Here is a 12,456-nt window from a genome sequence, read left to right on the forward strand (position 1 = left end):
TCACTTTGCCACATTTCTGCTCTTACAGGGTTATCCGTGCCCCGGGCATGCGAGCCGGGCAATCGTCCTGACTTTCTCATCAGTCAGTCCTCATCACGTGGCGCCTTCCCGCTGAATATCGCCGTTTTGAGGGTGTTTGGAGGCCCTCTTCCCCGTGCAGGGCGTTGCGCTGATCTCATCACGCTGCTACGGTCCCGAGCCATGCACGAAGACCCCGGCACCCGGCTCGCCGACGAGAACGGCGACCTCACGGACCGCGTCAAGCAGGTGATCGACGGCATCGGCTGCAGCCGCCGTGAGTTCGCCCGGCGGATCGTGATGGACCCGTCCAAGCTGTCCCGGTCCCTCAGCGGGACCCGGCGCTTCACCGTCGCCGAGATCGTCCGCATCGCCGAGATCGGCGGCGTGGACGCGGGCCGGCTGCTGGGCTCCCGGCCCGGGACGCCCGCGCCGCCGGGCGAGGACGCCGGGCCCGCCACGCTCCCCGAGGGCGGCCGGCCGCTGCAGATCGTCCGCGAGACGGTCCGGCTGATCGCCGAGCACGGCTTCCACTCCGTACGCGTCGCCGACATCGCCGCCGCCTGCGGGACGAGCACGGCCGCGATCCACTACCACTTCCCCGGCCGGGACGACCTCCTGGAGGCCGCCGTCCGCTGGTGCATGGACGAGGACACCGAGCGCCGCGCCCAGGGCCTGGCCGGCGCGATCGACGCCCGCGAGGAGCTGCTGCACCTCATCGCACTGCAGACGCCGCGCACGGAGCAGCAGCGCCGGCAGTGGCTGGTCTGGCTGGACATGTGGGCGCAGGCGGCGCGCTCCACCGAGGTCGGACGGCTGCACGACCACTACTACCGGCAGTGGCGGACCACCGTCGCCGACGTCGTGCGGCGCGGCGTCGAGCAGGGCGTCTTCCGCCCCGTCGACGTGGAGTTCACCGCGCTCCGGCTGACCGCGCTGATCGACGGCCTGGCCACGCAGGTACTGGCCACGGCCCCCGGCAGTACGACCCCCGACTCCATGCACGCCGCGCTGATCGCCTTCGTGGAAAGCGAACTGACCGCTCCGTAAGGCGCTCCACCGGACGAGACCGTCCGCCCCGATCGTGTGCGGGCAGGCGTGGCCGACGCCTGCCCGCACACCCCCTCTTCGCACCCTTCGCCGTCACCTGACGGCACGTCACCCCACCACCCGCAGAAGGGACTCCCGTCATGAACGACGAGGTCATCATCACCTGTGCGCTGACCGGCGCGGGCGACACCGTACGCCGCTCCCCGCACGTCCCCGTGACGCCCGAGCAGATCGCCAAGTCCGCCGTGGAGGCGGCGAACGCGGGCGCCGCCGTGGTGCACATCCACGTCCGCGACCCCGAGACCGGCGACCCCTCGCGCGACCCGAAGCTGTACGCGGAGGTCGTGGAGCGCATCAAGGAGACCGGCACCGACGTCGTCATCAACCTCACCGCCGGCATGGGCGGCGACCTGGTGCTCGACGCCGACCAGCCGCTGGAGAAGGGCGCGCAGCCGGGCACCGACCTGGTCGGCGGGCTGGACCGGCTGCCGCACGTGGAGGACCTGCTCCCCGACATCTGCACGCTGGACTGCGGCTCGCTGAACTTCGGCGACAACCTCTACATCTCCACCCCGGAGATGCTCCGCAAGGGCGCCAAGCGCATCCAGGAGCTGGGCGTACGGCCCGAGTTGGAGATCTTCGACACCGGCCAGCTCTGGTTCGCCAAGCAGCTTCTGGCCGAGGGCCTGCTGGACGACCCGACCATCTTCCAGCTCTGCATGGACATCCCGTGGGGCGCGCCGGCCGACCCGGGCGTGCTGCAGGCGATGGTCAACATGCTGCCGGAGAACGCGCAGTGGGCCAGCTTCGCGCTCGGCCGCATGCAGATGCCGTGGGTCGCCCAGTCCATCCTGCTCGGCGGCAACGTACGCGTCGGCCTGGAGGACAACCTGTACCTCTCCAAGGGCGTGAAGGCCACGAACGGGCAGCTCGTCGAGCGCGCCGTGACCATCACCGAGTCCCTCGGCGCCAAGGTGGCCACCCCCGACCAGGCCCGAGCCCGCCTGGGCCTCAAGCCGCGCGCCTGACTCCTCTCCGCCCCGACCACAGGAGCCGTCCCCATGAGCACCACCCCCTCCCCCGTAGCCCCCGAAGACGTGCGCCGCGTAGCCTGCATCGGCGCCGGCGTCATCGGCGGCGGCTGGGTCGCCCACTTCCTCGCCCGCGGTTACGACGTGACCGCCTGGGACCCGGCCGACGACGCCGAGGAGAAGCTGCGCCGCCTCGTCGACGCCGCCTGGCCGGCGCTCGAGCAGATAGGTCTCGCCGACGGCGCCTCCAAGGACCGCCTCACCGTCGCGCCCACCCTCGCCGAGGCCGTCGCCGACGCCGACTTCGTGCAGGAGAGCGCCCCGGAAAAGCTGGACCTGAAGCGCTCGCTGCTGGCCGAGCTGACCGCCGCGACCCGCCCGGGCGTGGTCGTGGCCTCCTCGACCTCCGGCTACCCGATGACCGACATGCACAGCGAGGCCGCCGACAACGGCCGCCTGGTCGTCGGCCACCCGTTCAACCCGCCGTACCTGATCCCGCTCGTCGAGGTCGTCGGCGGCGACAAGACCGACCGTGCGGCCGTCGAGTGGGCCTCCCGCTTCTACGACATCGCGGGCAAGTCCGTGATCACCATGGACCGCGAGCTGCCCGGCTTCATCGCCAACCGCCTGCAGGAGGCCCTGTGGCGCGAGGCGCTGCACATGGTCGCCAACGGCGAGGCGACCGTGAAGGACATCGACGACTCCATCACCGAGGGCCCGGGCCTGCGCTGGGCGTTCATGGGCCCGATGCTCACCTTCGCGCTGGCCGGCGGCGAGGGCGGCATGGCGCACATGCTGGACCACTTCGGCCCGTCCCTGAAGTCCCCGTGGACCCGGCTGGAGGCCCCGGAGCTGGACCGCGCGCTGCGGGACGCGGTGGTCGAGGGCTGCGACGAGGCCGCGGACGGCCGTACGTACGCGGACCTGGTGGCCGAGCGCGACCAGGGCGTCATCGACGTACTGCGGGCGACCGGCCGCCTCGGCAAGGACGCCACGTGACGGCGGCCGCGCTCCCGCTCTTCCGGCAGTCCGTCAAGGACGAGTGGATCGACTACAACGGCCACCTGAGCGAGGCGTACTACGTGCTCGTCTTCGGGTTCGCCACGGACGCGCTGATGGCGGAGACCGGGCTGGGCCCGGAGTACCGCGAGGCGAGCGGCTGCTCGCTGTACACGGTCGAGGCCCATGTCCGGTACCTGAACGAGATCGACCGGGACTCCGAACTCGTCGTCCGTACGACGGTGCTGGGCGCGGACACCAAGAAGGTCCGCTTCCTGCACGAGATGTTCGTGGGTGACACGGAAGGCGACCCGGTCGCCACGGAGGAGCTGTTCGCGCTCCACGTCGACCAGGCCACGGGCCGCTCTGCGCCGCTGCCGGAGGCGGTGCGCGACCGGCTCACCGCGCTGACCGACCCGGCACCCGAATGGGCGGGCCGGGGCATCCGGGAGGTCTGAGACGGTGCGGGCCCGGAGGTCCTCCGGGCCCGCACCGCCCGCGGGTGAGACCCTGGGAGGGACCGTTCCTCGACCGGGAGGACCATCCATGACCACAGGCCACCGCATCACCGTCGAGCGGAGCACCGACCACGTCCGCGTGGCGCACGGCGGGCAGGTGCTCGCCGACAGCACCCGTCCGCTGGTGCTCCGCGAGACCGGGTATCCGGCCCGGTACTACCTGCCGCCGGAGGACGTCCGTACCGACCTGCTCCGCCCCTCCGGCACGCAGACCCACTGCCCCTTCAAGGGGACGGCTTCGTACTGGTCGCTGCCGGACGGGCCCGAGGACGCCGTGTGGGCGTACCCGGAGCCCAAGGAGGACGTGGCGGAGATCAAGGACCACTTCTGCTTCTACGAGACCGAGGTCGTCGACGGCTGATGAGCGCTGCGGAACACCACGAGGGCGGCGACGCGGCCTGCTGGCTGGACCGGGTCTGTGACGAGTGCGGCCGGATCCGGGAGGACCCGGCCGCGGCCTGTCCGCACTGCGCGGCGGACAGCGAGCCTCCGGCCCGCGCCGCAGCGCCCCGGCGCGTGTCGGAGACACCCCTGCGCCGGGACCGGGACGCCGAGGGCCGGGCGCGCAACGCCCGGCCGCGGGACGGTCTCGGCCGCCCGCTGCCGTACGGCGCCGAGGGCGTCGAGCGGCAGCCCGAGGGCGTGGTCCGCACGCCGCAGGAGTCGCTGACGGAGGCGCAGCGACTGCTGGACGAGGGGAAGCCGTTCCACGCGCACGAGGTGCTGGAGGACGCCTGGAAATCCGGGCCGCCGCAGGAGCGTGAGCTGTGGCGCGGCCTCGCCCAGCTCGCCGTCGGCCTCACGCACGCCGCGCGCGGCAACGTCACCGGCGCCACCTCGCTGCTGAACCGCGGCGCCGCCGCCATCGAGCCGTACGCGCACGCGGCGCCGTACGGCATCGACGTCACCGGGCTCAGCCGCTGGGCCGGGGACCTGGCCGACGCGCTGCGCGGCCCGGTCCCCGCGGCCGCGCACGCGCCCCGGTTGCGGGTCAGTTCGCGTTGAAGCCCCAGTTCAGGAGCGTGGCGGCCTCCTTGTAGACCGCGTTCTTCTTCTTGCTGGGGGCGAGCACGGTGGCCACGAGGGTGCGGCCGTCCCGCTTCGCGGCGGCGATCAGGGTGTTGCCGGCCTTGCTCGTGAAGCCGTTCTTCACGCCGATGACGCCGGGATAGCGCGGCACGCCCTTCGTGCCGGACAGCATCCGGTTGGTGTTCACGATGTCGTACGGGCCCCGGGAGCCGCCGGGGAAGGCGGCCCGTACGGTGGCGCAGTAGCGGGCGAAGTCGGCGTTCTCCAGGCCCTTGCGGCCGAAGAGGGCGAGGTCGCTCGCCGAGGAGACCTGGCCGGGGGCGTCGTACCCGTCCGGTGTCTTCACCACCGTGTCCTGCGCGCCCAGTGAACGGGCCTTGGCCTGCATTTCCTGTGCGGTGGCCTGCCAGCCGCCGTTCATGTTGGCGAGGACGTGCACGGCGTCGTTGCCCGAGCGCAGGAAGACGCCGCGCCACAGGTCGGCGACCTTGTACTGCTGTCCCTTCTTGATGCCGACGAGGCTGCTGCCCTCGCCCACGCCCTTGAGGTCCTCCGCGGTGACCGTGCGGACCATGTCGGCGGGGAACTTGGGCAGGACGGTGAGCGCGAAGAGGGTCTTCAGGGTGCTCGCCGGGGCCAGTTGGCGGTGCGGCTCCTTCGCGGCCAGCACGCGACCGGTCTCGGCGTCGGTGACGGTCCAGGCCCGGGCGGTGAGGCCGCCGGGCGGCGCTGCGGCGTGCCGGGCTCCGGGCCCGGCCGCCGTATGGGTCGTGGAGCGTTCCGGTGCGGCCCTGCCCTGGGGCGTCGACGTGGCATGCGCCGGGGCGAGCAGAGCGGCGAGGGCGCCCGCCACGGCTATGGCCGTCAGGGCGCCAATTGTCCTGGTCGAAGCAGCGTCGGTTCCCATGCAACCACGCTAGGGACACGGAGCGGCACGCGCAGTACATGCTGCGCCAGACGGCTCACGGGTCACACGCGAAGACCCGCCCGGTGCGACGGGGGATGCACACCGGGCGGGCTCAGAACCTTTCTACCGCATGCCGGAACGGTTATGCAGGAAAAGCCTGTTCGAGTCGGCGTTACCAGGCGACGGGGAGCGACATCAGGCCACGCGCCCGGATGCTCCGCCGCCACCGCATCTCGTCCCGCTCGACGTCCAGCCGGAGCCCGGGGAACCGCTGAATCACGGCGTCGAGGGCGGTCTGCGTCTCCATCCGGGCGAGCGGGGCGCCGAGGCAGTAGTGGATGCCGTGCCCGAGCGCGAGATGGCCGAAAATATCGCGGTGCGGGTCGAGCTTGTGGGGTTCGGGGAATCGTTCCGGGTCACGGTTGGCGGCCGCGAGCGAGAGCAGCACGCTCTCCCCGGCCGGAATCCGCACGCCGCCGATCTCGATGTCCTCCAGCGGGAAGCGCCGGATGGCCAGCGGCGCCGGGCCGTCGAACCGCGCCAACTCCTCGACTGCGGCGGGGAGTTGATCCGGGTCGGCACGCAACTCGGCCAGCAGCTCCGGGTGGTCGAGCAGCGCGAGGATCGAATTGCCGATGAGGTGAACGGTGTTCTCGTACCCCGCGAGGAGGATCAGGAAGGCCAGCGAGGTCAGTTCGTCCTCGCTGAGCCGGTCCCCCGCCACGCCGCCGGCTCCGTCCTCGCCGTCCGGCTCGTCGCGCACGGCGATCAGATCGGAGAGCAGGTCGTCGCCCGGCTCGGCGCGCTTGGTGGCGATCAGCCCGGTGTAGAAGCGCAGCATGGCGCCGACCGCTTCCTTCGCCGCCTCCGGACGGGCCGGGTCCGGCGTGATCAGCGCGTCGGACCAGGCTCGGAAGTCGAGCCGGTCGCGCTCCGGGATGCCCAGCAGGTCGCAGATGACGATGATCGGCAGTGGCCCGGCGAAGTCGGCGAGGAGGTCGGCGCGGCCCTTGGCCTCGATGGCGTCCAGCAGGTCGTGCGCGACCTTCGCCACGGGGGCGCGCAGCTTGTCGACACGGCCGGGCGTGAACGCCTTGGCCACCAGGCGGCGTACGCGCGTGTGGTCCGGCGGGTCCATGTTGAGCAGGTTGGCGTCGAGGGCAGGCGGCAGGGAGAAGCCGCGGTAGCCGGTCGAGCTGTTGCGCTTGTCGAGGGAGAGCCGGGGGTCGGCGAGCCCGCTGCGGACGTCGGCGTAGCGGGTGACGAGCCAGGCGGGCTGCCCGTCGGGGCCGGTGATCCGGTGGACCGGGCCCGCCTCGCGCAGCCGCTCGTATCCTGCGTAGGGGTCGTCGAGCAGCATCGTCGTGTCGATCGGGTCCGGACGGTCGGGCGAGCCTGTGTGAGCTGCGTTCTGCATGAATCCCGACCTTATGGGGTGCCGGCCCGCCTCCCGTATCCGGGGCATGACAAGGCGCAGGGCGGCTACGGGGCCATTGCCCCGTGCCGCCCTGCGCCGAAGGCGGTTCGGACCCCCGTACCGAGCCACCTGGTCTGTGGTGCGCCGCCGCTAGGTCTCGCGCTCCCTGACGCGGTCGCGCTGCCGGAGCTCGCCGAGCACCGTCTCGGCCAGGGACGAGCGGTACACGTCCGCGACCAGCGCCAGATGTTCGTACTCAGCGGCCGGCGCCATGTCGGTCGTGACGACGACGGATTCGGCGTACGGCTCCGGCAGCCGCCCCGCCTGCCGGTTGTCCAGGCCCCGGCGCAGCGCCACGGCCTCGGCCACGGCGGCCAGTTGCTCCGGTCCGACGCCCACCGCGCGGGCCCGCTCGCGGGCGACGTCGACGGCGTCGGACTCGACGTACCGGCGGATGCCGCGCTGTACGTCGCGGATCTCGGCCATCTGGCGGTTGGCCCGCCACTCCAGGTCGGCGAAGGGCCAGCGGCCGGGCCCGGAACCCTCCATCGTGACCTCCGGGGCCTGCGCGGTGGCCTCGCGCCACAGGGGCGAGAGACGGCGCAGCCGGCGCCAGGCGGAGGCGCGGGGTCCGGCGGCGGGCAGCGCGAAGCCGGTGAGGACGAGGATCGCGGCGACCGAGGCGCTCAGCGGCGCCACGCCGTTGGAGAGCCAGAGCGCCGGATGCCCGGCCCAGGAGAGGACGAAGCCGACGAGCTTGCAGGCGCAGTACAGGAGGCCCAGCCAGCAACCGGCGGCCAGCACGCGCAGTCCGCGGGCGAGCCAGGACGGGCCGACCTTGGTGGCATAGCGCGGGCAGAGCGTGCCGAGCCCGGCAAGACTGGCGCCGAAGATCGCGAGGTACAGCATCAGGAAGACCATGACGCCGGGCGCGTCCGTGTACGCCGTGCTGAAGTCGCGCGGGTGCTCCACGGTGTCCGGGCGGCCGACGGCGAAGCCGGTGACGGCGACCGCCCAGGCCACGACGACGAGCGTGAGGACCGCGCGGGTACGGGAGCGGGCCCGGCGGCGGCCCGCCTCGTCCTCGCCGCCGGTCCAGCGCAGCAGCAGCACCAGCGCGCCGGCCGCGAAGACCACGACGGAGGAGTACAGGAAGACCATGGCGAGGTTGGCGACGCCGGTGAGCCGGTCGAAGGCGCGGTACAGGCTCGGCGCCGAGAACAGGAAGACCGTGGCGACGCCGGCCGTCATCATGCTGGTCAGGCCCAGGTCGGCGTTGCGCCGGTCGCGCAGCCAGGCGCGGAACTTGTACCCGGCGAGCGTCCAGGCGACGGCCGCGAAGCAGAAGTAGACGACGTCAAACACGCGGCGGCTCCCCGTCGTCGGGGCCGGTGTCCCGGGCGCCCGGGGCTTCCGGAGCGGTTCCGGTGGCCTCCGGACCGCCGCCCTGAGCGCCGTCCAGCTCGCGGCGGATGTGCTTGAGCGCCGGGGCCAGCGCGGCCGCGATCTCGGCGGCGTCGCCGCTCAGCGGCGGGTCGTCCTTGGCGGTCGCGGGCACCACATGCGCCATCAGCAGCGTGCCCAGCACCTCGGTCTCGTGCTCGGTGGCGTTGTCGTAGCAGTGGTGGCGAGCGAAGCGGGCGGTCAGGCCCATCCGCCGGGCGGCCGTCGCGACGTCCATGGACGGCGTCCAGACCTTCAGCGCGTCCTCGGTGACCGTGGGGTCCTGCTCGTGCCCGAGGAGGAGATGGCTCAGCTCGTGCAGGACGATGTGGGTCTGGTGCCAGGGCGAGGTCTGCCGCTCGTAGAAGACCCACCAGCCGTCGTCGGTGCCCGCCGTCATGCCGGACACCACGCCGCCCAGGCTCATCGGCGCGAGCCGGACCGGCCGGCCCACGCGCCGCGCCACGACCTCGCACAGGCCCGGCAGATCGGTCGCGGCGGGCAGCGCCAGCTCCTGTACGAGCTGCTTGCACCGCCGGCGTATGCGCCGTACCCGCATGGCCGTACCGTCCTCGATTCCCGTCCGCCGCCAGGTGGCGAAGAGCTGCTCGTCAGTGGCCGGCATGCGGCGCCTCACCGCTGGTCGCCGGCGGATCCGGCGGCAGGTCCATCTGCTGCCGGAACTGGGAGATGATCGTCGTGAGGCTGTCCTGCACCTCGGGCGGCAGGCCGACCGAACGCAGCGCGATGGTCCGTACCCGCTGGTCCCGCATGGCCGCGAGGAAGCGCAGCTCCTCCTCCACCCGGTCGGCCTGCGGCTGGGAGAGGTCCCCCACCAGATAGCCGACCGGCACCGCGAAGAACTTGGCGAGCGCGCGCAGCACTTCGTGACTCGGATTGCTGCGTCTGCCCTTGCGGAGCATGGAGAGGTACTGCTCGGAGAGCGTGACGTCGCCGTACTCGGCGCCCTCGCTGATCTCCTCGGCGACGTAGGCGTTCGTGTACGGCGCGCCGGGCGGGTGCATGTGCGCGAAGAGGTGGTTCAGCCGCTCGGCGAGCGGGCTGTGCTCACTCTTCGGCGCGCCGTCACCCCCTCGTGCCATGATCGGTGTCCCATCCCCATTCGCCCTGGTCCCAGCCACAGCGAAGCAGCGCGCACACCCAACGGACAGTTGAGTCGCGCGCTCTCCGCTTCGCACATCCTTTCACGAGCGGAACGGGACGCACCAGTCCACCTACCCACCGTGACCCTTATCCGGCGTCTCGGGCATCAACTCGTGGTTGAGTCGGACTCTCGCAGCTCAACCGGGCAGCGGAGCGGTGGTCCGGGCGGCGGGGGCGGCCTCGGCGGCCGTCTCGTCGTGGTTCGGGCGGCGCAGGAGCAGCAGCATGCAGCCCATGGTCAGCGCGACCTGGAAGACCGCGTAGACGATGACCGCGGTGATCGAGCCGGTCCAGTTGAGCAGCGACTGGCCGATGATCGGGGTGGTGCCGCCCAGCAGCGTGCCGCAGAGCTGGTAGCAGAGCGAGATGCCGGTGTAGCGCAGATGGGCGGGGAAGCGGCTGGCGAGCATGCCGGCCAGCGCCGCGTAGTACAGGCAGTGCGGGATCGTGGCGACCGCGACACCGAACATCGCCAGGCCGTAGTTCTCCGTGCCGATGAGGACGAACATCACCGGCATCAGGACCAGTTCGGGAATGAGCATCACGCAGACCGCGCGCGACCAGCTCTTCATCTTCGTCGCGAGGACCGCGCCGAAGGGCTGCACGATGATCTGGGTGATGTTGGCGACCAGGATGATGGTGAGGAAGGAGCTGCGGTCGAAGTCCAGGGCGCTGGTGGCCCAGGACAGCGCGAAGGTGGACTTGAAGTACGTCGCGGACAGGCCGATGGTGCAGGCCCCGATGCCGAGGACGATCAGCATCGGATGGCTGCGCAGCACCTCGGTCAGCGGCAGCTTCGCGACCTCCTTCTTCTCGATCAGCTTGGCCATCGCGGGCGATTCGGCGACCTTCAGCCGGACGAAGAGGCCGACCATGACCAGCAGCGCGGAGGCGAGGAACGGCACCCGCCAGCCCCAGGAGGTGAAGGCGTCGTCCGGCAACTGGCTGATGGCCAGGAAGCTCAGCGTGCTGAGGGTGTTGCCGACCGGCGAGCCCTGCTGTGCGAAGGCCCCGTACAGCACGGACTTGCCCTTGGGCGCGGACTCGGAGGCGATGAGTACGGAGCCGCCCCACTCGCCGCCCAGGCCGATGCCCTGGATCATGCGGATCGCCACGAGCAGGATCGGCGCCGCGATGCCGATGGAGGCGTAACCGGGCAGCAGGCCGATGGCCGTGGTGGACACGCCCATCATCAACAGGGTGATGACGAGGGTCTTCTTGCGGCCGAGGCGGTCGCCGTAGTGCCCGAAGACGATGCCACCGAGCGGGCGGGCGAGGAAGCCGACCCAGAAGGTGGCGAAGGCCACCAACGTGCCGAGCGCGCCGTCGAGTTCGGGGAAGAAGACCTTGTCGAAGACGAGGGCTGAGGCGGTGCCGTAGATGTAGAAGTCGAACCACTCGATGGTGGAGCCGATGAACGCGCCGATTCCGGCGCGGTTGGCGGCTCTGGTGCGGTCGCGTGCGGTGGGCGCGGTGGGCGCACTCATACGGACTCCCTGGGCGTCTTTGATCAAGGGAAGGGGAGACCAGGGGCGCCGCGTCGTCCGAGCGGCGCCCCTGGGTGGTACGGGTGGTGCGCGGTTTTACTTGTACGCCGTACTTGTACGTGTATGGAGGATCCCCGTGCGCGGGGTCAGGCAGCGGTCAGGCGACCCGCTCGAAGACGGCCGCGAGGCCCTGGCCGCCGCCGATGCACATGGTCTCCAGGCCGTAGCGGGCCTCGCGGCGCTTCATCTCGCGGGCGAGGGTGGCCAGGATGCGGGCGCCGGTGGCGCCGACCGGGTGGCCCAGCGAGACGCCGGAGCCGTTGACGTTGAGGCGCTCGTGGTCGGCCTCGCCGAGGCCCAGCTCCTTGGCGCAGGCCAGCACCTGCGCGGCGAACGCCTCGTTCAGCTCGATCAGGTCCAGCTCGGCGAGCTTGAGGCCCGCCTTGTCCAGCGCCGAGCGGGTGGCGCCGACCGGGCCGAGGCCCATGGTCTCCGGGGCGCAGCCGGTCCGCGCGAAGGAGACCAGCCGCACCATCGGGGTGAGGCCGAGCCGCTCGGCAGTGGCGGCGCTGGTCACCAGGCAGGCAGCGGCGGCGTCGTTCTGGCCGCTGGCGTTGCCCGCGGTGACGGTGGCCTCGGGGTCCTGCTTGCCCATGATCGGCTTGAGCTTGGCGAGCTGCTCGGCAGTGGTGTCCGGGCGCGGGTGCTCGTCGGCGGCCACGACGGTGTCGCCCTTGCGGCCGCGCACCGTGATCGGCACGATCTCGTCGTCGAAGAAGCCCGCCTCGATGGCGCGGCCCGCCCGCTGCTGCGAGCGGAGCGCCAGCGCGTCCTGCTCCTCGCGGCTGATCCCGTACGCGCGGCGCAGGTTCTCCGCGGTCTCGATCATGCCGCCGGGGATGGGGTGGTTCGCGCCGCCCGCGGTGACCCGGCCGCGGCTGAGCGAGTCGTGGAGCTGGAGGTTCGGGCCCTTGATGCCCCAGCGGCCCTCGTGGGTGTAGTACGGCGCGGCGCTCATGACGTCCACGCCGCCCGCGATCACCACGTCGCTGAACCCGGCCTTGATCTGCATCGCCGCGTCCAGCACCGCCTGCAGCCCGGAGCCGCAGCGGCGGTCGACCTGGACACCGGTGACGGTCTCGGGCAGGCCGGCGTCCAGGGCGGCCACCCGGCCGATGGCCGGTGCGTCGGAGGTGGGCCAGGCGTGCCCGAGGATGACCTCGTCGATCTTCTCCGGCGCGACGCCGGTGCGCTGCACGATCTCGGTGATCAGCCGGGCGGCCAGGGCGGCGGGACGCTGCCCCGCGAGTGCGCCGCCGAACTTGCCGATCGGGGTGCGCAGCGGTTCGCAGAGGACGATTTCGGTGGGGTCGGTCATGCCACGGGCCTTTCC

The 12,456-nt window shown here is 71.9% G+C and carries 13 protein-coding genes; 6 read left to right on the forward strand and 7 right to left on the reverse strand.

What is annotated here, in order from left to right; translation table 11 throughout:
* Positions 1–201: 201 nt before the first annotated feature.
* The 6 genes from IG84_RS0110800 to IG84_RS0110825 all read left to right on the forward strand — a co-directional run bounded on the left by IG84_RS0110800 (position 202) and on the right by IG84_RS0110825 (position 4,621).
* Positions 202–1,068, forward strand: coding sequence for a TetR/AcrR family transcriptional regulator (locus IG84_RS0110800; RefSeq protein ID WP_031054370.1), 867 nt, complete (start codon positions 202–204; stop codon positions 1,066–1,068).
* A gap of 140 nt (positions 1,069–1,208) precedes the next feature.
* Positions 1,209–2,096 carry a beta-keto acid cleavage family enzyme gene (locus tag IG84_RS0110805; protein ID WP_031054372.1) on the forward strand — a complete coding sequence of 296 codons (888 nt, stop codon included), beginning with the start codon at positions 1,209–1,211 and terminating at the stop codon, positions 2,094–2,096.
* A 33-nt stretch (positions 2,097–2,129) separates the two neighbouring features.
* On the forward strand, positions 2,130–3,098 hold the full coding sequence (locus tag IG84_RS0110810; protein WP_031054375.1) for a 3-hydroxyacyl-CoA dehydrogenase NAD-binding domain-containing protein: 969 nt from the start codon (positions 2,130–2,132) through the stop codon (positions 3,096–3,098).
* Positions 3,095–3,556, forward strand: coding sequence for a thioesterase family protein (locus IG84_RS0110815; RefSeq protein WP_031054377.1), 462 nt, complete (start codon positions 3,095–3,097; stop codon positions 3,554–3,556). The genes IG84_RS0110810 and IG84_RS0110815 overlap by 4 nt, the downstream gene beginning before the upstream one ends.
* An 88-nt stretch (positions 3,557–3,644) precedes the next feature.
* Positions 3,645–3,977, forward strand: coding sequence for a DUF427 domain-containing protein (locus IG84_RS0110820; protein WP_031054380.1), 333 nt, complete (start codon positions 3,645–3,647; stop codon positions 3,975–3,977).
* A gap of 155 nt (positions 3,978–4,132) precedes the next feature.
* The gene (locus IG84_RS0110825; RefSeq protein ID WP_031054382.1) at positions 4,133–4,621 is read left to right on the forward strand and encodes a DUF309 domain-containing protein; all 489 of its coding nucleotides are present in this window, start codon (positions 4,133–4,135) and stop codon (positions 4,619–4,621) included.
* On the opposite strand, the gene IG84_RS0110830 is transcribed toward IG84_RS0110825, so the two are convergent.
* The 7 genes from IG84_RS0110830 to IG84_RS0110860 form a co-directional block, all read right to left on the reverse strand.
* The gene (locus IG84_RS0110830) at positions 4,608–5,552 is read right to left on the reverse strand and encodes a D-alanyl-D-alanine carboxypeptidase family protein (RefSeq protein ID WP_078648739.1); all 945 of its coding nucleotides are present in this window, start codon (positions 5,550–5,552) and stop codon (positions 4,608–4,610) included. The genes IG84_RS0110825 and IG84_RS0110830 overlap by 14 nt on opposite strands.
* 172 nt (positions 5,553–5,724) lie before the next feature.
* The gene (locus IG84_RS0110835; RefSeq protein ID WP_031054386.1) at positions 5,725–6,969 is read right to left on the reverse strand and encodes a cytochrome P450 family protein; all 1,245 of its coding nucleotides are present in this window, start codon (positions 6,967–6,969) and stop codon (positions 5,725–5,727) included.
* A gap of 150 nt (positions 6,970–7,119) precedes the next feature.
* The gene (locus IG84_RS0110840; RefSeq protein ID WP_031054388.1) at positions 7,120–8,334 is read right to left on the reverse strand and encodes an MAB_1171c family putative transporter; all 1,215 of its coding nucleotides are present in this window, start codon (positions 8,332–8,334) and stop codon (positions 7,120–7,122) included.
* On the reverse strand, positions 8,327–9,037 hold the full coding sequence (locus tag IG84_RS0110845; RefSeq protein WP_051861595.1) for a hypothetical protein: 711 nt from the start codon (positions 9,035–9,037) through the stop codon (positions 8,327–8,329). Before IG84_RS0110845 ends, IG84_RS0110840 begins: the two co-directional genes overlap by 8 nt.
* The gene (locus tag IG84_RS0110850) at positions 9,024–9,515 is read right to left on the reverse strand and encodes a helix-turn-helix domain-containing protein (RefSeq protein WP_037799860.1); all 492 of its coding nucleotides are present in this window, start codon (positions 9,513–9,515) and stop codon (positions 9,024–9,026) included. The genes IG84_RS0110845 and IG84_RS0110850 overlap by 14 nt, the downstream gene beginning before the upstream one ends.
* Before the next feature lie 198 nt (positions 9,516–9,713).
* Positions 9,714–11,063: an MFS transporter gene (locus IG84_RS0110855; RefSeq protein ID WP_031054393.1), complete on the reverse strand. Its 1,350-nt coding sequence runs from the start codon at positions 11,061–11,063 to the stop codon at positions 9,714–9,716.
* A gap of 157 nt (positions 11,064–11,220) precedes the next feature.
* The gene (locus IG84_RS0110860) at positions 11,221–12,441 is read right to left on the reverse strand and encodes an acetyl-CoA C-acetyltransferase (RefSeq protein WP_031054394.1); all 1,221 of its coding nucleotides are present in this window, start codon (positions 12,439–12,441) and stop codon (positions 11,221–11,223) included.
* Between the last annotated feature and the right edge of the window lie 15 nt (positions 12,442–12,456).

Source organism: Streptomyces ochraceiscleroticus, from assembly GCF_000720485.1.
Taxonomy (GTDB): Bacteria; Actinomycetota; Actinomycetes; order Streptomycetales; family Streptomycetaceae; genus Streptomyces; species Streptomyces ochraceiscleroticus.

What these genes read in the sequence shown, in the direction of transcription:
- IG84_RS0110830 (WP_078648739.1), bottom strand. Translation starts at nt 5,552, where the DNA reads ATGGGAACCGACGCTGCTTCGACCAGGACAATTGGCGCCCTGACGGCC.
- IG84_RS0110845 (WP_051861595.1), bottom strand. Translation starts at nt 9,037, where the DNA reads ATGCCGGCCACTGACGAGCAGCTCTTCGCCACCTGGCGGCGGACGGGA.
- IG84_RS0110850 (WP_037799860.1), bottom strand. Translation starts at nt 9,515, where the DNA reads ATGGCACGAGGGGGTGACGGCGCGCCGAAGAGTGAGCACAGCCCGCTC.
- IG84_RS0110820 (WP_031054380.1), top strand. Translation starts at nt 3,645, where the DNA reads ATGACCACAGGCCACCGCATCACCGTCGAGCGGAGCACCGACCACGTC.
- IG84_RS0110800 (WP_031054370.1), top strand. Translation starts at nt 202, where the DNA reads ATGCACGAAGACCCCGGCACCCGGCTCGCCGACGAGAACGGCGACCTC.
- IG84_RS0110860 (WP_031054394.1), bottom strand. Translation starts at nt 12,441, where the DNA reads ATGACCGACCCCACCGAAATCGTCCTCTGCGAACCGCTGCGCACCCCG.
- IG84_RS0110855 (WP_031054393.1), bottom strand. Translation starts at nt 11,063, where the DNA reads ATGAGTGCGCCCACCGCGCCCACCGCACGCGACCGCACCAGAGCCGCC.
- IG84_RS0110810 (WP_031054375.1), top strand. Translation starts at nt 2,130, where the DNA reads ATGAGCACCACCCCCTCCCCCGTAGCCCCCGAAGACGTGCGCCGCGTA.
- IG84_RS0110835 (WP_031054386.1), bottom strand. Translation starts at nt 6,969, where the DNA reads ATGCAGAACGCAGCTCACACAGGCTCGCCCGACCGTCCGGACCCGATC.
- IG84_RS0110805 (WP_031054372.1), top strand. Translation starts at nt 1,209, where the DNA reads ATGAACGACGAGGTCATCATCACCTGTGCGCTGACCGGCGCGGGCGAC.